The 19,745-nt window shown below is 63.2% G+C and carries 20 protein-coding genes; 17 read left to right on the top strand and 3 right to left on the bottom strand.

Features of this window, described 5'->3' with window-relative positions:
- The 14 genes from RJQ10_RS02815 to RJQ10_RS02750 form a co-directional block, all read left to right on the top strand.
- Positions 1-495: amine dehydrogenase large subunit (locus tag RJQ10_RS02815; RefSeq protein ID WP_350143427.1), on the top strand; the 495-nt coding region annotated here is incomplete at its 5' end.
- 1 nt (position 496) lies between these two features.
- Positions 497-1,036 carry a MauE/DoxX family redox-associated membrane protein gene (locus RJQ10_RS02810; protein ID WP_350143425.1) on the top strand — a complete coding sequence of 180 codons (540 nt, stop codon included), beginning with the start codon at positions 497-499 and terminating at the stop codon, positions 1,034-1,036.
- 4 nt (positions 1,037-1,040) lie between these two features.
- A complete protein-coding gene (locus RJQ10_RS02805; RefSeq protein ID WP_350143423.1) occupies positions 1,041-1,661 on the top strand; it encodes a redoxin domain-containing protein in 621 nt (206 codons plus the stop codon).
- Entirely contained in the window at positions 1,658-2,176 is a 519-nt protein-coding gene (locus tag RJQ10_RS02800; RefSeq protein ID WP_350143421.1) for a methylamine dehydrogenase light chain, read from the top strand. The genes RJQ10_RS02805 and RJQ10_RS02800 overlap by 4 nt, the downstream gene beginning before the upstream one ends.
- A complete protein-coding gene (locus tag RJQ10_RS02795) occupies positions 2,176-2,601 on the top strand; it encodes a c-type cytochrome (protein WP_350143419.1) in 426 nt (141 codons plus the stop codon). Before RJQ10_RS02800 ends, RJQ10_RS02795 begins: the two co-directional genes overlap by 1 nt.
- Positions 2,602-2,607: 6 nt before the next feature.
- The gene (locus RJQ10_RS02790) at positions 2,608-3,168 is read left to right on the top strand and encodes a c-type cytochrome (RefSeq protein WP_350143417.1); all 561 of its coding nucleotides are present in this window, start codon (positions 2,608-2,610) and stop codon (positions 3,166-3,168) included.
- Between the two features lie 28 nt (positions 3,169-3,196).
- Positions 3,197-4,270 (top strand): AraC family transcriptional regulator, encoded by a 1,074-nt coding sequence (locus tag RJQ10_RS02785; protein ID WP_350143416.1) that lies wholly within the window; start codon positions 3,197-3,199, stop codon positions 4,268-4,270.
- A 117-nt stretch (positions 4,271-4,387) separates the two neighbouring features.
- Positions 4,388-6,139 (top strand): amidohydrolase, encoded by a 1,752-nt coding sequence (locus tag RJQ10_RS02780; protein WP_350143414.1) that lies wholly within the window; start codon positions 4,388-4,390, stop codon positions 6,137-6,139.
- 54 nt (positions 6,140-6,193) lie between these two features.
- Complete coding sequence (locus RJQ10_RS02775; protein WP_350143412.1) at positions 6,194-8,641, top strand: TonB-dependent receptor; 2,448 nt, start codon at positions 6,194-6,196, stop codon at positions 8,639-8,641.
- 10 nt (positions 8,642-8,651) lie between these two features.
- Positions 8,652-10,100 carry an amidase gene (locus tag RJQ10_RS02770; RefSeq protein WP_350143410.1) on the top strand — a complete coding sequence of 483 codons (1,449 nt, stop codon included), beginning with the start codon at positions 8,652-8,654 and terminating at the stop codon, positions 10,098-10,100.
- Between the two features lie 4 nt (positions 10,101-10,104).
- Complete coding sequence (locus RJQ10_RS02765; protein ID WP_350143408.1) at positions 10,105-11,229, top strand: histone deacetylase-like amidohydrolase; 1,125 nt, start codon at positions 10,105-10,107, stop codon at positions 11,227-11,229.
- A 25-nt stretch (positions 11,230-11,254) separates the two neighbouring features.
- Complete coding sequence (locus tag RJQ10_RS02760) at positions 11,255-11,626, top strand: nuclear transport factor 2 family protein (RefSeq protein ID WP_350143406.1); 372 nt, start codon at positions 11,255-11,257, stop codon at positions 11,624-11,626.
- A 19-nt stretch (positions 11,627-11,645) separates the two neighbouring features.
- Positions 11,646-13,361: an FAD-dependent monooxygenase gene (locus RJQ10_RS02755; protein WP_350143404.1), complete on the top strand. Its 1,716-nt coding sequence runs from the start codon at positions 11,646-11,648 to the stop codon at positions 13,359-13,361.
- On the top strand, positions 13,345-13,527 hold the full coding sequence (locus RJQ10_RS02750) for a DUF2783 domain-containing protein (protein ID WP_350143402.1): 183 nt from the start codon (positions 13,345-13,347) through the stop codon (positions 13,525-13,527). Before RJQ10_RS02755 ends, RJQ10_RS02750 begins: the two co-directional genes overlap by 17 nt.
- On the opposite strand, the gene hmgA is transcribed toward RJQ10_RS02750, so the two are convergent.
- From hmgA to RJQ10_RS02735, 3 genes are read right to left on the bottom strand one after another with little or no spacing between them, the layout of a single operon-like run.
- Positions 13,517-14,821, bottom strand: a complete 1,305-nt coding sequence (hmgA, locus tag RJQ10_RS02745) for a homogentisate 1,2-dioxygenase (RefSeq protein ID WP_350143400.1) — start codon at positions 14,819-14,821, stop codon at positions 13,517-13,519. The genes RJQ10_RS02750 and hmgA overlap by 11 nt on opposite strands.
- Before the next feature lie 7 nt (positions 14,822-14,828).
- Positions 14,829-15,032: a DUF2783 domain-containing protein gene (locus RJQ10_RS02740; protein WP_350143398.1), complete on the bottom strand. Its 204-nt coding sequence runs from the start codon at positions 15,030-15,032 to the stop codon at positions 14,829-14,831.
- Positions 15,029-16,720, bottom strand: a complete 1,692-nt coding sequence (locus tag RJQ10_RS02735; protein WP_350143396.1) for an FAD-dependent oxidoreductase — start codon at positions 16,718-16,720, stop codon at positions 15,029-15,031. Before RJQ10_RS02735 ends, RJQ10_RS02740 begins: the two co-directional genes overlap by 4 nt.
- A gap of 210 nt (positions 16,721-16,930) precedes the next feature.
- On the opposite strand from RJQ10_RS02735, the gene RJQ10_RS02730 reads away from it, so the two are divergent.
- Genes RJQ10_RS02730 through RJQ10_RS02720 form a run of 3 tightly spaced genes read left to right on the top strand, consistent with a single transcriptional unit; the run spans position 16,931 to position 19,724 of the window.
- Complete coding sequence (locus RJQ10_RS02730) at positions 16,931-17,893, top strand: MBL fold metallo-hydrolase (protein WP_350143394.1); 963 nt, start codon at positions 16,931-16,933, stop codon at positions 17,891-17,893.
- A 23-nt stretch (positions 17,894-17,916) separates the two neighbouring features.
- A complete protein-coding gene (locus RJQ10_RS02725) occupies positions 17,917-18,387 on the top strand; it encodes a MarR family winged helix-turn-helix transcriptional regulator (RefSeq protein ID WP_350143392.1) in 471 nt (156 codons plus the stop codon).
- Positions 18,384-19,724: a cytochrome P450 gene (locus RJQ10_RS02720; RefSeq protein ID WP_350143390.1), complete on the top strand. Its 1,341-nt coding sequence runs from the start codon at positions 18,384-18,386 to the stop codon at positions 19,722-19,724. Before RJQ10_RS02725 ends, RJQ10_RS02720 begins: the two co-directional genes overlap by 4 nt.
- Positions 19,725-19,745: the final 21 nt, after the last annotated feature.

Here is a 19,745-nt window from a genome sequence, read left to right as displayed (position 1 = left end):
TTCGATTCCGATGACTCTCCGATCTTCGAGCGCCCGGCCTATATCGGCAACATGGCCTATTTCCCCAGCTTCTCCGGTGAGGTGATTCCCGTCGATGTCAGTGGCAAGGTCGCTAAAGTGGGAGCTGCCTGGCACCTTGTTCCTGAAGCCGAGAGGGCGCAGAACTGGGCCCCCGGCGGTATTGGCATAACCGCGGAGGACGACCTCGGCCGTTTCTACGTCCTGATGCACCCCGACGCGAAGGACGGCAGCCACAACGAGGGTGGTGCCGAGGTCTGGGTCTACGATCCGGCCCAGCAGTCCCGGGTTGCGCGCATCGCGCTGCGTGAGTGGGGCCTGTCGCTGGCGGTCAGTCGTGGTCCAGAGCCGAGGCTGCTGGTCACCAATCCCGTGGACATGAGTCTGGAACTGTACGACGCCGTGAGCGGTGAATTTATCAAGACCATCACCGGTCTTGGCCAGAATACGCTACTGATGCTGTCTGGTGCCCGCTAGCATGATGTTGCCGGACGTGGTGGGCATTGCCCTGGCCGGGTTCCTGGCCTGGCTGCTGGCGACAGCCGGCGTGCACAAGCTGCGGCACCCGGCCCAGTTCAGCGAGCTTGCGGCCCAATACCTGCCGCAGCCTCTGCGGCCACTCTGGCGGGACCAGCTGGTATCCCCGGTCGGAATCCTGGAAGTTGCAATCGCGCTGGCCCTGTTGCTACCGCAGACGCGCGCAGCTGCAGCGCTGCTGGCGGCGACACTGTTGACGGGCTACGCCCTGATGATGGCCTGGCAGCTGGCGCAGGGGCGCCGCGATCTGCGCTGCGGCTGCGCCGGCCCGGCATCGGACGTTCTGGTGAGCCCGGCGCTGGTGCTGCGCAATCTGCTGACTGCGGCGCTCACACTGTTGCTGGCACTGCCCGCGGGCCCATTTGCAGTATCTGCATCGGGCATTCTGCTGGCACTGTGCATGGCCGGATTTCTCATCGGTCTGTATCTCGCTGCCGAACAATTGATAAGCAACAGCCAGCACATGGTAAAGAGCAGGTAAGAGTATGGAATGGTTGGTAGTCTCGAATATCGTCCTCTGGATCGGTTTCGTCGCCATGGTTCTGGTGAACCTGGCGCTTGCCCGCCAGATCGGCGTTCTCTATGAGCGGGTGGCACCTGCGGGAGCGCTGATGCTGAACCAGAAGCTGAAAGTGGGAGCCCCTGCACCTGAACTGGCCCTCGCGACCCTTGACGGGCACCAGGCCAAGGTCGGTGGCGCCGGGCGGGGCAGGTCCCAGTTACTGTTTTTCCTGTCACCGGACTGTCCGATCTGCAACGAACTCACGCCCGCCCTGAAGTCCGCCGCCCGCGCCGAGTCAGACTGGGTGGAGCTGTTGCTGGTCAGCGACGGCGAGGAGCAGGATCACGCGGGCTATGTGAAACGCAAGGAGCTGGCGGGTTTTCCCTACGCAGTATCGGAAGTCGCGGGCAAGGCGTTCGGAGTGTCCAAACTCCCCTATGGTGTATTGATCGACGAGCACGGTACGATCGCCTCCATGGGTATCATCAATTCCCGCGAACACCTGGATAGCCTGTTTGAGGCCAAGGAGCGGAAGGTCGCATCGATACAGGACTATATGAGCAAGCGCGAAGCTGTGCACTACGTGGAGGCAGACAAGGCATGAATTTCTTTGACAAGGTATTTGAGCAGCGTAGCAGACAGCTCGCCCAGCGCAGTTCCCGTCGCGGCCTGCTGAAGGGGCTTGGCGCCTTGCTGGTCGGTGGGGCCAGTATCCCGCTGTTGCCGGTGGCTCGTGCCGCAGGTAATGAAAGCCCGGGGCGACCGCTGGAGGAGGGTGATCCCAGCAGCTGCGACTACTGGCGCTACTGTGCCATTGACGGTTTTCTCTGCGATTGCTGCGGCGGCAGTGCCAACACCTGTCCGCCCGGCACCGAAATGTCGCCGGTGACCTGGATCGGCACCTGCCACAATCCGGCGGACGGCCGCAACTACGTGATTTCCTACAACGATTGCTGCGGCAAGTCTTCCTGCGGCGCCTGCCTGTGCATGCGGGATGAGGGCGATCGACCGGTCTACCGACCGGACAAGACCAACGACATCAACTGGTGCCTGGGGACGTCCAGTGCGTCCTACCACTGTTCCACGGCCATCGTGGTCGGCGTGGCATTCGACGACTGATGGCCCGCCTGATCCTGTTACCGGTTTTCTTCTGGTCAGCCCTGGTGCTGGGGGCGGTCGACGACAGCGGCAGGGTGGTGTTCGATTACCAGATGAACTGCCAGGGTTGTCATACGCCGGATGGTGCCGGTGCCGGCAGCGTGCCGACCATGAAGGGACATGTCGGCGTGTTTCTGCAAAGCCAGGAAGGGCGCGAGTACCTGGTGCGCGTGCCCGGTTCGGCGACCTCGGCACTCAGTGACGAGCGCCTGGCGGCGGTGCTGAACTGGATAATGTATGAATTTGCCGGCGACAGCCTGCAATTGCCGTTTGCACCCTATACCGCTGCTGAGGTCGCCCCGTTACGCGAGAAACCGCTGAACGAAGTGGATGCCTATCGGGAACGTCTGTTACGCGCTATCGCTGGCGCCGATGCGAGAGAGTAGAACCTTATGAAAAAGCATTTGATTGTCGCTGCCGCGCTGCTGGCGGTTCTTGGGGCCGGGGCGGCGCAGGCCGAGGCGCCAGCACAGGTACGGGCCTGCGTGGCTTGCCACGGCGCAAATGGTGTTTCCGGCAACCCGGAATGGCCCAACCTGGCGGGGCAGCACGAGACCTACCTTGCGCAGCAGATTACCGCTTTCCGTTCCGGCGCCCGTGGCAATGCCCTGATGGCGCCCTTCGTGCAAAACCTGAGTGACGAGGATATTCAGGTTCTCGCGGCCTGGTATGCGAAGCAGCAACCCGCCATCGCCGCCAATGGTGACACGGGGCTGGTGGAGCGCGGAGGGCAGCTCGCGGGCGCCTGTTCCGCCTGTCATGGCTTCGCCGGCAAGCCGGTTGCCGATGAGTGGCCGATACTTGCCGGCCAGCACGCCACCTACCTGCAAAACCAGCTGATGGCCTACAAGAAGGGCGAGCGTGTCCACCCCCTGATGCAGGCGGCGGTGGCAAAGCTGCCCGAGAAGGAATTCGGCGCCCTGGCTGCCTATTTCAGCCAGCTGCAGCGCTGAGTGAAGACATTGGCTGACAGTGGACCCCTTGCGGGCTGACGCCGCTGCACTGGAAGCGCTGCGCCAGCCGGCGCAGCGTGAACTTGAGCCATCTCTGTCCCCCCGTTTTGTCGCCTATGTGCGCGACTATCTGCTGGATCACGGCATCGATCCGGAGCCCGTGTTTCGCCAGTGTGGCATTGATTCCAGCCGCAGCGAGGAACTGGACGCAGCGGTACCCGCTATTCAGATTGCGAGCCTGCTGGAGCTGGCGGCGCAATGCAGTGACAATCCCTGCATGGGCCTGCACATGGCCCGGCGCTATCACTATGAGTCCGCCAGCCTGCTGATCCTGGCCATGCTCGCCGCACCCTCAGTAGGGGATGGCATTCGCTGCCTCTGCCACTATGACCGTTACGTGGATACCGCGATTGCCATCGATTTCGATTTCGGCCAGTCGCTGGCCGAGTTCGGCTTCCGCGTCATCGTTCCCGAAGGCGTTGCGGTCAACCAGCTGAACGAATACCTGCAGGTTTTCCTGGTCCAGGCTCTAAATACCGCGACCAGAATACCGGTGCCCGTCAAGCAGGTCTGCTTCAGTCACGACAACAACCAGAACGCGGAAGAGTTGCAGGATTTTTTCCAGGCCCCGGTGAAGTTTTCCTGCGCGGGCAACCGTCTGTTTTTCGATCGCAGTTACCTGCAGGAACGCTTCCATACCAGCCACGCCCTGCTGCATGAGATTCTGGTCAATGCGATGAAAACCTACTTCGTCACGGAGCAGTCGTGCAACGGTTTTGTCGATATTCTCTGTCGTGAAATCATCCGTTGCGGTGCTGACGAGTCAGCAACCCTGGAAAACATCGCCGAGCGGCTGGCCATTTCTCCGCGCACCCTGCGGCGCAGGCTGTCCAGCGAGGGTAGCAGTTTCCAGGAGGTCAAGAATCTGGCGCGGGCCAAGCGCGCCAAATACTATCTGCGGCGCACCTCGATGCCTATCGCCGAAATCGCCTATGAGCTGGGTTTCTCCGAACTCAGCGCCTTCAGCCGCGCCTTTCGCTCCTGGGTGGGGCAGGCGCCGCAGGCCTATCGCGAGCAGGGAGGTTCGCAGACCGGCGAATAAACCACTCCTTTGCAGCTCGATGTGGCCTTTGGTCAAGCTTTTGTCCACATCTGTCAATCCCCGGGCAAACAGCTGGCACTAACATCAGTTGCTCCGAAAACGTTCCCGGAGCCTGATATGAAACGTTCGACAGGAATCTGCGCGAAAGCGTTTGTGGCTGGCCTGCTGGCGCTTGCCGCGCAACTCTCCTTCGCTGACTCCGCCCCCGCTGCCGCGGACACGATTTACCTCAATGCGCGCATCTATACGGTAAACCCCGATCAGCCCTGGGCCGAGGCCGTCGCAATCAGGGGCGGGCACTTTGTGCATGTTGGCGATCGCGCCGGCGCCGAGACCTATCGCGGGCCGGCTACCATAGTGGTCGACCTGCAGGGCAGCATGGTCATGCCCGGGATCAATGATGCCCACGTGCACGCCCAGCGTGGCGGGGTGAAAAGCCTCTACGAATGCAATTTCCCGTTCTCCTCCACACCGGAACAGATCGCCCGGCGGGTAGCTGAGTGTGTGGCGGAAAACCCCGACTTGCTGTGGATCCGCGGCGGCCAATGGGACAGCGGCTTCTTCGATACTCACGATATCGAGTCGCCGCGGGCGTTTCTGGATGCCGTCTCCGGCGACAAGGCCGTATTGCTCAACGATGACAGCAACCACAACGGCTGGGTCAACAGCCGCGCGCTGGCTTTGGCCGGCATCGACCGGGACACCCCGGACCCGTCCGACGGTACCATCGTTCGTGACCCGGTGACCGGTGAGCCCAACGGTTTACTGCTGGAAGGGGCGGAGCAGCGCGTCTCGGATCAACTGCCCGAGTGGAGCCAGGCGGAACTGCAGGCCGGCGCCCGGGAAGCCCTGCGGATTGCCAACAGCTTCGGTATCACCGGACTGAAGGAGGCCTACTCCGAGCCTCACGCGATGGCAGCGTTCCAGACGCTGGAGGCTGCGGACGCGCTCACTGCACACCTGGCACTGGGTATCCAGACGCCCTACGGCCACCGCACTGGTCCGCTGGACTACGCTGCGATAGACCAGCAGCGTGACCGGTACGCAAGTGACGGCTTGCACACCGCCTTTGTGAAAGTGTTCATGGATGGCGTGCCCACGGCGTCGCGCACCGCTGCGATGCTGGCGCCTTATACGTCGGAACACGCCCACGCCGAACCGAATCGCGGCATGCTGCACCTCGATCCGGACGTGCTGACACGGGATGTCATTGAGCTGGACAAACGCGGCTACACCGTCAAGATCCATACCGCCGGCGATCGCTCGGTCAGGGTTGCGCTCGATGCCATCGCGGCCGCTCGTGAGGCCAACGGCAATTCGGGTCTCCGCCACGAACTGGCGCACGCCGGGTATATCGATCCAGAGGATCTGCCGCGGTTTGCGCAACTGGACGCGGTGGCGGATCTCTCTCCCTACCTCTGGCATCCCTCGCCGATCATTGATTCCGTTGTCGCCGCCGTGGGCTCTCCACGGGGCGAGCAGTACTTTCCGGTGAGGAGCCTGCTCGAGGCCAAGGCGCCGATCCTGGCGGGCTCCGACTGGCCCGCCGCGGTGGAAACCATCGACCCCTGGTTGGGTATCGAGGCCCTGGTGACCCGGCAGGACCCGCGCGGGAATTTCCCCGGCAGTTTCTGGCCCGAACAGGGCATCAGTCTGGGTGATGCGCTGCAGATCATGACCCTGGGCGGGGCCCGGGCCATGCGCCTGGAGCAGACCACCGGCTCTATCGAGGTGGGGAAGTCCGCGGACATGATCGTGCTGGACCGAGACCTGTTCGCCATTGAGCCACAGCAAATCAGCGAGGTCAGGGTGCTGCGCACCCTGTTCGCAGGCAACACCGTCTACATAACAAGCGGCGAGGAGGAATAACCCCCGCTGCAATGCAGGAACGTATTCAACCACTGTCTTTTTAGGGGAATTATCATGAACGATGGACATCAGGTTACGGGATATCAACGCCGCAAGCTCGGCGCCGCGGTACTGCTGGCAACGCTGACCACCGTCGGCACGGTTGCCAACGCCCAGATTGAAGAAGTTATTGTGACCGCCCAGAAGCGTGCCCAGAGCGCCAATGACGTGGGCATTACCATCAATGCCTTCACCGGCGACCAGCTGCGTGATTTCGGGGTGCTGACGGCGGAAGACATCGCCGTACTTACTCCGGGCCTGACGGTCAATGAAACCGCAGCGACCGGCGTGCCTCTGTACACGATTCGCGGCGTCGGTTTTCAGGATTACTCCACGGCGGCATCCTCCACGGTCGGCATTTATTTCGACGAAGTCGCCATGCCCTATACCGTGATGACCCGTGGTCTGGTGTTTGATACCGAGCGGGTTGAGGTCCTGAAGGGCCCCCAGGGTGATCTCTATGGCCGCAACACGACTGCCGGCCAGATCAATTTCATCAGCAACAAGCCCACCCGGGAGTTTGGAGCGGGTGTCACCGCGAGTTACGGCAGCTACTCCACCTTCGATCTGGAAGGCTTTGTCACCGGCGGCAGCGACGTTGTCCAGGGGCGCCTGGCCTTCAAGACTATCCAGTCCAGTGAAGGCTGGCAGAAAAGCCTGACCCGGAACGATGAGCTGGGCGAGAAAGACGCCACCGCGCTGCGCGGAATCGTCAATTTCGACCTAAGCGATTCACTGCGTCTGACGCTGGGTGCACACTATGTCAAGGATGAGTCGGAGAACAAGGCGAACACCGCCTACAGCGGCACGCCGTTCGGGCTGGGCGAGTTTACCAATCCCTATACTCCCCTCGATCAGTACCTGCTGCCGACCGGCAGCAATTTCGGCGAGACCCCGCCCTGGTATTCCACCGGTGACAGTGAAGCCGCAGACTGGACCAACAGCTACACCAGCCCGATCACCGGCAAGACCTTCGATATCAGGCCCCAGCGGGACAACGAGCTGACCGGCATCACGGCCCGCCTCGAGTGGGACATCGCCGGCATGACCCTGACCTCGGTCACCGGCTACAACGAGTTTGAACGGGTTGAAGCCAATGACTGGGACGGCGGCTTCTACAACGACTCCAGCAACATCAACACCACTGACCTGGAAGTGTTCTCCCAGGAGCTGCGCCTGGCGGGCGATGTCGGCGCCCTGAACTGGATTGCGGGACTGTACTATTCCAAGGATGAAATGGATGAGTACTACCATTATTTCATGTCCGACTCGGTGTTCGGTTTGGGCTCGATCCCCTGGGGCGTGGACCTGTTTGCGGCGACGCCGATCCGGGAGCTGGATACCAAATACAGCCAGGAAACCGAATCCCTTGCTGTCTTTGGCCACGTGGAGTGGCAGTTCACCGACGCCTGGCGCCTGACCGTAGGCGCTCGCTACACCGAGGAAGACCGGGATTGGGCCGGCTGTACCTTTGTCGCCGAGGACGGCAGCCTGGGTAACTTCCTCAACGCAAACTTCGGTGCCAACCTGAGTCCGGGAGACTGCGGGACCATCAATGATGATCCTTCTTCGCCGAACTTTATCTTTTCGGTTATTGGTACGCCCGACGTCAACAACGCGTTCCAGGTTTACGAAGACACCATCAGCACCGACCGCTGGATGGGCAAGCTGGGGCTGGATTACGCGGTGACTGAGGATGTCCTGCTCTACGGCATGGTATCGGTGGGCTTTAAATCCGGCGGCTTCAACGGCGCCAACTCCAACACGACCCAGCAGCTGATCGCCTACGACGAGGAAAAACTGACCTCCTATGAGCTGGGGATGAAGGCCACAATGCTGGACGGCCGGATGCAGCTCAATGCCGCCACGTTCTTCTACGATTACGAGGACAAGCAGGAACAGGATATTGCCGTGACTTTCGTCGGCAATATCTCGGGCCTGACCAATGTGCCCGAGTCGGAAATCACCGGTGCCGAGATTGATCTCAAGTGGCAGCCGCTAACCGGACTCAACGTCAATCTGGGGGTCGCCTGGCTGGATACGGAAGTGACCAAGTGGAACGCGGTTGATCCGGTACAGAGCAGCTGGCCGGTCACCGTGCGGCGGGATGTTTCGGGTATCGATCTGGCGCAGGCACCAGAGTGGTCCTATGCGGGGCTGGTCAGCTACGAGTGGCCGCTGGCAAACGGCCTGGTAATGGAAGTGGCTGGCGACGTCAGTTTCACCGATGAAACCTCTGGCGGCGTTTCCCCGGAAAACGCGACCGAGGACTACACTCTGCTCAATGCCCGGCTGGGTGTCGGTTCCGCTGACGGTCAGTGGCGCACCCTGCTGTGGGTCCGCAACCTTGCCGATGAGGACTACTACCCCGCGGCCTACACCGGCGGCAATGGTCCTTTCGTGCGCAGCTATGGCATGCCCCGGACCTATGGTGTGACGGTCAACTACAACTTCGGTGAGTAGGGCGCGGAGCATGGATGTAGCGGAGTATCTGCAGCACGACGGACTGGGGCTGGCGCAGCTGGTGCGCCAGGGTGAGGTCACCGCGGCGGAGCTGGCGGACTGCGCGCTCGCCCTGGCGGGGGTGTGGAACCCCCGGATCAACGCCCTGGTGGAGATCTTCGAGGATGTCGACCTGGACGGCGAGCCCGCCGCGGCCGACGCCAGCTTCGCCGGCGTACCGTTTCTGATCAAGGATCTGGTGCTGCAGGCCGGGGGGCGAAGCTCTGAAATGGGCTCCCGGCTGGGTGAAGGCCTGGTGGCGCCAGCCGACTCCGATCTGATGGTCCGGTTTCGGCAGGCGGGGCTGGTGACCCTGGGGCGGACGACAGTGCCGGAGATGGGTTACAACTGCGCCACCGAGACCGTGGCCTGTGGTGCGACCCGCAATCCCTGGGACCTGTCGCGCAGCCCCGGCGGCTCCAGTGGCGGCAGCGCCGCGGCAGTGGCCGCCGGTATCGTACCGGTCGCCCATGCCAATGACGGTGGCGGTTCCATCCGTATTCCAGCATCCTGCTGCGGTCTGGTGGGGCTCAAGCCGGGTCGCGGCCGGGTTCCCATCGGCCCGGGCGCTGCCGACGGACTCGGCGGTCTGGGTATTGAATTCGTGCTCACCCGCACGGTGCGCGATTGCGCCGCCATGCTGGACGCAGTTCAGGGTGCCGGCATTGGCGACCCCTACGTTATCGCGCCGCCGGAGCGACCGTATGGGGAGTCCCTGCCGATACCCAGTGGGCTGCGTATCGCCTATACCGCCGAGCCCTGGTCGGGCGTGGCGGTTGACCCCGAGATTCGCGCTGCCCTGGAGGCCACGGCAAGGCTGCTCGCCAGCCTGGGGTATCAGGTGGAGCAGGTAGCGCCGGCACTTGATGCGGAACGTTTTGCCCAGGCCAACACGGATCTGTGGTCCGCCCACATAGCGCACTGGGTAGTGGACATTTGCGCTGCCACCGGCCGCAGCGCCGACAGCAGCAGCCTGGAGCAGGCAACACTGGCGATTTACGAGCACGGCTTGCGCCTGTCCGCGGTAGACCTGCTGCACGCGGAGGATTTTTTCAACCTGGTCAGTCGCGACTTCGGCCACTTCTTTACCCGCCACGATATCCTGATGACGCCGACGGTGGCCCAGTTGCCGTGGGCGATTGGCGAGCACGCGTCCACCGGCGGCGCTTACACGGCCCGCAGCTGGACCGACCACGTTTTTGGCGATGTCCCGTTTACTGCCGTGTTCAATGTCACCGGACAGCCGGCCATCTCCCTGCCTTTGGGGCGCAGCGAGAGCGGCCTGCCGTTTGGTATCCAGTTCGCTGCCAGCCACGGTCGGGAAGACCTGTTGCTGGCACTGGCGGCGCGCCTGGAACAGATACAGCCCTGGCCGCAGATCGCGGATCAACTCGAATTTCAATCCCGGATACGGAGTTAACACCATGCAGGCCGCCAGTCGAAAAACGGGCTTCGTCGCCCATGAACTCTATATGTGGCACAACACGGGTAACTATGCCGGGCCGATGCCCTACGGCAACCCGGTGCAGCCGGACACCCACGCGGAAAACCCGGAAACCAAGCGTCGCTTCCGCAATTTACTGGAGGTCGCGGGCCTGACGCCGCAGTTGCACACCATCGCGCCCAGGGAGGCCACAGAAGAGGAAATCCTGCGCTTTCACACCCGCGAGCACCTGGAGAAAGTCCGGGAACTGAGCGCGGCGGTGGGAGGCGATGCCGGCCCCTTCACCCCCATGGGGCGCGGCAGTTACGAGATTGCCATGCTCTCCGCGGGAGGCGTACTTGCGGCGCTGGAGTCCCTGATGGCGGGGGAGGTCGACAATGCCTATGCCCTGGTGCGGCCGCCGGGCCACCATGCGCTGGCGGACATGGGTATGGGTTTCTGCCTGTTCGGCAATGCGGCCATTGCGGGATTTCATGCCTTCGAACGCTTCGGTCTGGAGCGTGTTGCCTTTGTCGACTGGGATGTACACCACGGCAATGGCACCCAGAGCGCCTTCTACGAGGATCCGCGCGCGCTCACCATCTCGGTGCACCAGGACAACTGTTTTCCGCCCGACTCCGGTTACCGCCACGAGAATGGCGCCGGCGCGGGAACCGGCTTCAATATCAACGTGCCGCTGCCCCCGGGCTCCGGCGTGGGTGCCTACGAGGAGACCTGGGAACGGGTAGTGATCCCCGCACTCGACCGGTTCAAGCCGCAGCTGATCGTGGTGCCTTCGGGCTTCGATGCCGGCGCCTACGATCCCCTGGGTCGCATGCAAATGCACAGTGATGGCTATCGCAGCCTCACCCGCAAGCTCCGGCAGGCTGCCGAGCGCCACTGCGACGGGCGTCTGCTGATGTGTCACGAGGGCGGTTACAACACCTGGACCGTGCCGTTCTTCGGGCTCGCAGTCCTGGAGGAGCTCAGCGGCGCCGTGACCGGCACCATCGATCCCTTCCTGGAAATGCATGCGGCGCTCGGTGGTCAGGACCTGCAGCCACACCAGGCCGAGGCCATCGCCCTGGCGGAGGCGCTACTGGACAAGCTGCCAGAGTGTGCGTGACATTCCCATGGCCAGAGCGATTCCGATGACCAGGGCAGAACCTTTGGCGGCGGTGCAGGCCGTCATCCGATCCTATGTTGATGCCTGCGCCCGCGGCGATGTGCTGGCACTGCGGGCCCTGTTCCACCCCTCGGCAATATTGAGCGGTTATCTGGCTGGTGAGCTCGTTGCCGGCAGCCCCGAGCCTTTTTTCGCTGCGGTAGGTGCCAACCCGGCGCCGGTTGAGTCGGGTCTGCGCTACGACACCCGCATTGATACCGTGCACATTGATGGCCGCATTGCCACCGCGGTGTTGCGCGAGACCGGTTACCTGGGCATGGATTTCGTCAACCATTTCCAGTTGCTGGAAGCCGACGGGCAGTGGCATATTGTGGCGAAGTTGTTCGAGTCAACGTAATGGGGAGATAGCCACAGCCATGAGACCCGCCGGCCGGGGCGAACTGGATTCGCTGTACTTCGATTATACCGAGTATCCCTTTTGCGCTCCGGCCGAGCTCAGTGGTGCCAGCCCCTGCCACCCTGTCATTATCGCCGGGGCCGGCCCCGTGGGCCTGACCGCGGCGCTGGCGCTGGCGCGGCTGGGTGTGGCCTCGGTAGTGCTGGAAAAGAAAAACACCGTCAATGACGGCAGCCGGGCAATCTGTGTTTCCCGCTACAGTTTCGAGACCCTGCAGCAGCTGGGTGTGGTCGAGCCCTTTGTGGCCAAGGGCCTGGGCTGGACCAGCGGGCGCTGCTATTTCCGAGACCAGCTCATCTACCGCTTTTCCATGCCCCATTCGGAGGACGAGCGCTTCCTGCCGATGTACAACATCCAGCAGCAGTACATCGAACAGTTTCTTGTCGATGCGGCCGCCACCTACCCGGATCTGATCGATATCCGCTGGCTGTCAGAGGTCGCGGCTGTAAGGCAGGACGAAGCAGCTGTGGAGCTCGACATCTCAACCCCGGAGGGCAACTATCGCCTGCGCGGAGACTACCTGCTCGCTGCCGATGGCGCTCGCAGCACCGTGCGCAACCTGCTTGGTCTGCGTCTCAACGGACGCAATCTGCCGGGCAACTACGTGATCGCGGATATCCGCATGGATCACGACTTTCCGACCGAACGCCGCTCTTTTTTTGAATCCTCCGCCAATCCCGAGGCCACGATCCTCATTCACCGGCAGCCGGACAACATCTGGCGGGTAGACTGGCAGGTGCCCGCGGAGGCGGACCTGGAGGATGCGGTAGCCGAAGCCACGGTGCGGGCAAGGGTGGCGGCGATCCTCGCCATGGTCGGCCACGAGGGCGACTGGGAACTGGAGTGGTGGAGCATCTATACCGCCAATACCCTGTGCCTGGATGACTATCGCCACGGTCGCGTGCTGTTTATCGGCGACTCCGGCCACATCGTCCCCATCTTTGGCGTTCGCGGACTCAACAACGGCATTGCCGACGCCGCCAATGCGGCCTGGAAGCTGGCCTACACCTTGCAGGGACGGGCCGGCGCGAAACTGTTGGACAGTTTCACGCCGGAGCGGCGCGGCGCGACCGTGGATGTGTTCCGCAACGCCGGCAAGAGTTCGCGATTCATGACGCCCCCCACCAGGGGCTACGGTCTTATGCGCAAGGCGGTGCTGGAACTGGCGCTGACCGAGGACTTCGCCAGGCCCTTTGTCGATCCGCGGCAGGTGCAGCCCTGGATCTACGATCAAAGCCCGCTGACCAGTGCCACAGGGCATGGACAGTTGTTCCCGGTCGGCCCGCCGCCGGGGGCGCCCCTGCAGAACGTGCGCCTGGGGGAGGGAGACTACCTGCTCGACCATATCGGGCCGGGGTTCACGGTGATCTATTTTGCCGGCGGAGATGACCTCGACACCGTGGTCGAGGACTGGATGCCTGCATTGCGGGCGGTTGATCCCGGGCTGCGGGTGCTGGTGGCAACGCAGGAGAAGAACGCCGGGGGAGTGGCGGGGGACCAGTGGCTGTCGGACCCGTCGCGTCATCTCGCAGATCGTTTTGGTGCAGAACCTGGCAGCCTTTACCTGGTGCGGCCCGACCGGCATGTTGCCGGGCGCTGGCGGTACCCGGACGAGAGTACCGTTACCGCTGCTCTGCACCGGGCCCTGGGAGAGTCGCATGAAGCAGACACTTGATTTTGCCGAGCTGGAGCAGGTCTATGATCTGCTGGCGGAAGCCATTGACGAGGCCGGGCACGAACAGGAGGCCGTGTTCCTGGCGAAGCTGGCGCTGCTGCTGGCCCGGCAGGTCCCGGATGTCGATTGCGTCCGGGAGGCCATAGCGACCGCGCTCAGGCCTTGAACGCTTTCCGCAGCCCGTCCCAGCAGCGGATGTAGTCCCGCTGCCGCAGTTCGGTATCCAGGGCCCAGGGCGTGGGCTGGTACAGGTAGCGCGACTCCAGCATGAAGGCGAGCGTGTTGTCGTAGCGCTCCGGCGCCAGCTTCGCGGTACTGGCCTTCTCGAATACTGCGGCCTCAGGGCCGTGTGGCGACATGCAGTTGTGCAGGCTGCTGCCACCGGGCACGAAGCCCTCTTCCTTGGCATCGTACACGCCTTCAATCAGTCCCATGTATTCGCTCATGATATTGCGGTGGTACCAGGGCGGACGGAAGGTGTCTTCCGCCACCATCCAGCGCGAGGGGAAGATCACAAAGTCGAGATTGGCCACTCCCGCAGTATCCGACGGCGAGGTCAGCACCGTGTAAATGCTGGGGTCCGGGTGGTCGTAGCTCACCGATCCCATGACGTTGAAGCGCGACAGTGCGTACTTGTAGGGTGCCGAGTTGCCGGTCCAGGCGACCACGTCCAGCGGCGAGTGGCCGATGGCCGCGCGGTACATATGGCCGCCGAACTTGCACAGCAGCTCGAAGTCGCCCTCGAGGTCCTCGTAGGCTGCGACCGGATACTGGAAATCACGGTCATTGGCGAAGCCGTTGGCACCGACCGGGCCGCGCTCGGGCAGAATCAGTGGGGCGCCGTAGTTCTCGCAGATGTAGCCCCTGACGGGGCCCGCCGGCAGGTCGACGGCGAACTTCATGCCCCGGGGCACCACGGCGATGTCGCCGGGCTGCAGGTGCAGGCGCCCGCATTCGGTGCGCAGCAGCAGCTCTCCCTGTTGCGGGATGAACAGCCACTCGCCATCCGCGGAGTAGAAGTAGCGCTTGCCCATGGACTCGCTGGCCGCGTAGAGGTGAATGCCCAGCCCGGTCTGGGCCAGGGCATCGCCGCAGGTAGCGATGGTGGTCAAACCGTCCAGCAGGTCCACTCCGGCCCCGGGCAGGGGCAGGGGGTCCCAGCGCAACATGTTGGGTGGTGTCGGGCCCGCCTGTGGCCCCGTGCAGATTCCCCGGCCCGTACCGGTGCAGGGTTCATAGTCGCCCTGTACCACGGACGGGCGGATACGGTAGAGCCAGGTGCGCCGGTTGGCCGCGCGGGGCGCGGTAAAGGCCGTGCTGCTGAACTGCTCCGCATAGAGACCGTGGTTGACCCGTTGCGGGCTGAAGCGACCGATGGGCAAGGCACCGGCGAGGGCCTCGGTCTCATGCTCATTGCCAAAACCGTTGAGATAGCTGAGTTCCAGGGTGTTCGGTGTCATCGGAGTATCACTCTTCAATGTTGACCTGGCCGGCAATTGCCAAAGCCTGTTCCAGGATGTGTTGGTCGCCGACCTGATTCGCCAGCAGCAGAATCAGCCGGGCATTGATGGCCGCGCTCTCGGCATCGCTGCGGTCGCGGTGGACATCCGCCAGGGCGGCGTAGAACGCATCGGCATCGGTGAAGTTGGTGTCGGTCTTAAGCTTGCTCATGCGGCCTGCTCCTCTGCCAGGTGCTGCCCCAGCGCACGGTGTGCGGCCGCAACCACGGCATCCGCCTCCAGCGTGCGCCAGCGGGCGCAGACATGCTGGTCCGGACGTATCAGGTAGGCGCTTCCCTGCTGCAGGTCATAGCGCTGCGCCAGGACGCCTTCGCTATCCACGACCTCATTGTCCTTGCTGCCCTGCTGCCCCTGGGGAAGGACCCACAAGACATCGGTCCGGGTCCCCTCCCGCTCAAGGCGGGCGAGGGAGACTTCCAGTTGTTCTCGCGCACTCGCCGGTAATGTGCCGTAAAGCATTAGCACAAAGCGATTGCCCAGTCGCTCCAGCAGCCACTCCTGCTGGCCCCCGGCACCTGTTAAGGGAGCATCCTGGCAGGTCGACCCCGGGCGCATGCGCGGGCTGAAATCTGCCTGATCAGCCGTGCTGAGCGGCGTATCGTCGTAGGTGCAGGGTGTCGACAGGCGCCCGCTGTTCACCAGGCTGCGGGCAAAGGAATAATCCCGGGCGAGGTCCAGCACAGTGTCCCGGAACAGGCGGGTGGCCGCATTTTTCGGCGTCATGAAGTCGGTGGCCCGGGTGGAGTGCAGGATGTTTTCCCGGGCTCCGTGCTGGCGTTCCATATCGTAGGTTGCGAGCAGCGATGCCGGCGCACGCCCGTGGAGAACTGCCGCCAGCTTCCAGCACAGATTTTCCACGCCCTGCAGGGCACCGTTGGCGCCGCGGGCACCGAACGGGGAAACCTGGTGCGCGGCGTCGCCCATGAACACAATCCGCTGGTGCATGAAAGAGTCCATCTTGCGGCAGCGGAACGTGTATACGCTGGCCCACTCCAGCTCCCACTTGCGCTCCTTGCCCAGCATGGCCTCGACCCGCGGCCGGATGTTCTCTATTTTCTTTTCCTCTTCCGGGTCTGCGTCCCAGCCCAGCTGGAAATCAATCCGCCAGACGTTGTCTGCCTGCTTGTGCAGCAGGGTCGACTGATCGGGATGGAAGGGTGCATCAAACCAGAACCGGCGCTCCGCCGGAAAATCCGCCTCCATGACGATGTCGGCAATGAGGAAGCGATCCTCGAACACCTGTCCCTTGCTCTCCAGGCCCAGGGATTCGCGGATCGGGCTGTTGGCGCCATCGGCAACCAGCAGGTAGTCACAGCTGAGGCGATAAGGCCCGTCGCGGGTGTCGACCACGATATCGGCCCGCTCGGCAGTGCTCTGCACCTCGGTCACCTTGTGCAGCCAGCGCAGGTCGATGCGCGGCATCTGCTGGCAGCGATCCACCATGTATTCCTCGAAGTAGTACTGCTGCAGGTTGATGAAAGCGGGGATCTTGTGGTGCTGTTCGGGCAGCAGGTCGAACTCATAGATCTGTTCTTCGCCGAAGTACACCCGGCCATGCTTCCAGATCACACCCTTGTCGATCATCGGTCGGGCGCAGCCGTAGCGATCGCAAATCTCCAGGGTGCGCTTGGCGATGCAGATGGCCCGGGAGCCCACGCTGACGGTGTTGTTGTCATCCAGCACTACTGCGTCGATGCCCTGCAGGGCGAGGTCCATGGCCGCCGCCAGGCCCGCAGGGCCGCCGCCGACGATAATCACCGGGTGGTGCACCGGTGATGATGCATCCTGGTCCGGGCTTCGGCGGTAGGGATACTCCGGGTTGGTGTAGGTGCTCGCCATGCTGCGCTTCCTCCGCGGGCTGGGCCTTGCTTATAGTTGCAAGCGAGAACAAATATAGCGGATAGGCCTGCCGCTTACAACAGGTACAGGCTACTTAAAAAGCTGTTTGTACGGCTATAAGGTTTTTCCGGTGGCCCTGATTAAAGTTGGCTATGCAACTAGTCTGTGGTATGTTGCCCCTATCATCTGACTGACAGGACGAGCATATCCATGGCCAAGAAACCGTTTGCATCCTCCGCTGATCTCGGCGAAAAAGTGGAAACCCTGGAGATACTCGCGGACGGCGTCTACGCACTGACCGCGGAAGGCGACCCCAATATCGGTGCTATTGAAGGCGAGGATTTTGTGGTTGCCTTCGAGGCGCGGGCGACACCCCGCGCCGCCAGTGACTGGCTGGCCAAGCTGCGAGAGCACACCGACAAGCCGGTCAAATACCTCATACTGTCCCACTACCATGCGGTCCGGGTGCTCGGCGCCTCCGCGTTTGAGGCAGAGTCGATCATCGCCCACGAACAGACCCGGTTCCTGATTGACGAGCGCGGCAAGCAGGACTGGGACAGTGAATTCGGGCGCATGCCGCGGCTGTTCCGGGAGCCCGAGGGTATCCCTGGCCTGACGCGCCCGGATATCGTCTTCAATGACCGCCTGGAGATTCCACTGGGCGGTGATCGCGGCGACCTGATGCTGCAGTACTGCGGGCGCGGCCACACGGCGGGTGATATCTGCGCCTGGTTGCCGAAGCACAAGATCCTGTTTGCCGGCGATCTGGTGGAGGCCGAGGCCGCCCTGTATACCGGTGACGCATTCCACTTCGACTGGTCCACGGGTACCCTGGACCAGGTCAAGGCTTTTGGCGCCGAGACCCTGATCGGTGGGCGCGGTGCGACGGCAAAAGGGCGGGCGGCGGTGGATGCAGCGATAGAGCAGACGCGCGGTTTCCTCGAGGGCATGATCACCAAGGTCGGTGAAGTGCACCGGGCCGGCGGCAGCCTGAAGGAGGCCTTTGAGGCTACCCACACTCACCTCGAACCAAAATTTGGACGCTGGCCCATTTTCGAGCACTGCCTGCCGTTTGACGTGCAGCGCCTGTGGGACGAATTTGAAGGGGTCGACTGGCCGCGGATCTGGACGGCAGAACGCGACCAGGAAGTTTGGGACCAGCTGCAGGATTGATGTGGCCCATGGAGAGCCGGCAAGTGGCCGAACCAGCGCGTCGGGAACTGCAGCTCGAGAGCTTCCTGCCCTACCTGGTCAACAATCTGGCGGACCGGATCAGTACCGGGCTGTCACGTATCTACGCCGGTGAGTATGGGCTGAGCATCCCCGAGTGGCGCGTGTTGGCCAATCTGGCTGAGCACGGCGTACTCAATGCCACGCAGATTGTCACGACCACCGGGATGGAAAAGAGCAAGGTTTCCCGGGCGGTGAAGACTCTGGCTGCCCGGGGTCTGCTGGTCCAGCGTCGCAAGGAGGAGGACAACCGGGCGCGGGACCTCGCCCTGACGGCGGCGGGTCTGGCGCTGTATGGGGACCTCGTGCCCCACGCGCTGGCCTGGGAGGGGCAGTTGCTGGACTGCCTGTCGGTAAGCGAATACCGCGATTTCATGTACCTATTGGGCAAGCTGCGGCAGCGGGCGGCAAGCATGCAACAGGAGGCACCCGCATGATGGCACTGGACCAGTCGAGTTTGCAGTTTGTCTACGATCCCCTGGTCTACCAGCAGGGTGTACCTTTCGAGGCGCTGGCGACTTTGCGTGCCCAGGGGCCGGTGCTGTGGGTGGAAGAGCATCAATTGCCCCAGTGGCCGGGTGGCAAGGGTTTCTGGCTGGTTACCCGGCACGCCGAGTGCCAGCAGGCGCTGAAAAGCGCCAAGGTCTTCTCCTCCCACCTGGGGGGCACCCAGCTGCGGGATCCGGCGACTGCGGACGATCTCGCCTACGTGCAGCAAATGATGCTGAACATGGACCCGCCGGACCACACCCGCCTGCGCCGCATGCTGATCAATGCCTTTACCTCCCGTGCGATCAGGCAGCTGGAGGACCGGATTCGTCAGCATGCCGCCGACATTGTCGACCGGGTCACCGCCGGTGCGCAGGCCGGCGAGTGCGACTTCGTCAAGGACATCGCTGCCGACATGCCGCTGTTGTGCCTGGCGGACATCTTCGGCCTGCCCAGCGAGGACCGCTACCTGATGTTTGACTGGGCGAACCGGGTGATCGGCTACCAGGATCCGGAATATGCCGGCTCCGCGCGGTTCGATGCTTCCCGCGGTACCCCGATGGCGAAGGAGGCCCTGAAACGGCGTCCGCGGCCCGATGCCCAGGGTCGCATGCCCGACCCGCGGTCCCGGCACGGCATGGACGATCTCTACTGCTATGCGCACCTGCTGGCTGAGTACAAGCGCCAACACCCGGGGGACGATGTGATGTCCATCCTGCTGGCGCAGATTGACGAGGAGGGCGGCAAGCTCACCATCGCCGAGTTCGAGAACATGTTCTGGCTGTTTGCGGTGGCCGGCAACGAGACCCTGCGCAACGCCATTCCGGGAGGCATGCTGGCGCTGCTGCAGCACCCGGCTGCGTGGCGCGAGTTACAGGACACTCCCGACCTGATGCCGGGCGCGGTGGAGGAAATGCTGCGCTGGTGGACGCCGGTGATGAACTTCCGGCGCACCGCGGCTGAGAACACCAGCCTCGGTGGCGTGGACATCCGCGCGGGCGACAAAGTGCTGCTCTCCTTCCTGTCCGCCAACCATGACGAAAGTGTATTCAGTAATCCCGCGGCTTTTGACATCCGCCGCGATCCCAACCCGCACTTGAGCTTTGGTCACGGCCCCCACTTCTGCATTGGCGCACAGCTGGCAGTGGCGCAGATGCGGGCGCTGTTTAGCGAACTCGGGCGCAGGTTCGATCGCTTCGAGCTGGCGGGAACACCGACCTTCCTGCGCTCCAACTTCCAGCGCGGGGTGAAGACACTGCCGGTGCGCTGGCGAACCAGGCCGTAGCGCAAGCCTTCGCCGGTCGCA

Source organism: Haliea sp., assembly GCF_040222615.1.
In the GTDB taxonomy this organism is placed as follows: Bacteria; Pseudomonadota; Gammaproteobacteria; order Pseudomonadales; family Halieaceae; genus Haliea.
Note: the sequence above shows the minus strand (reverse complement) of the source record. Positions and strands in the feature narration are given on the sequence as shown.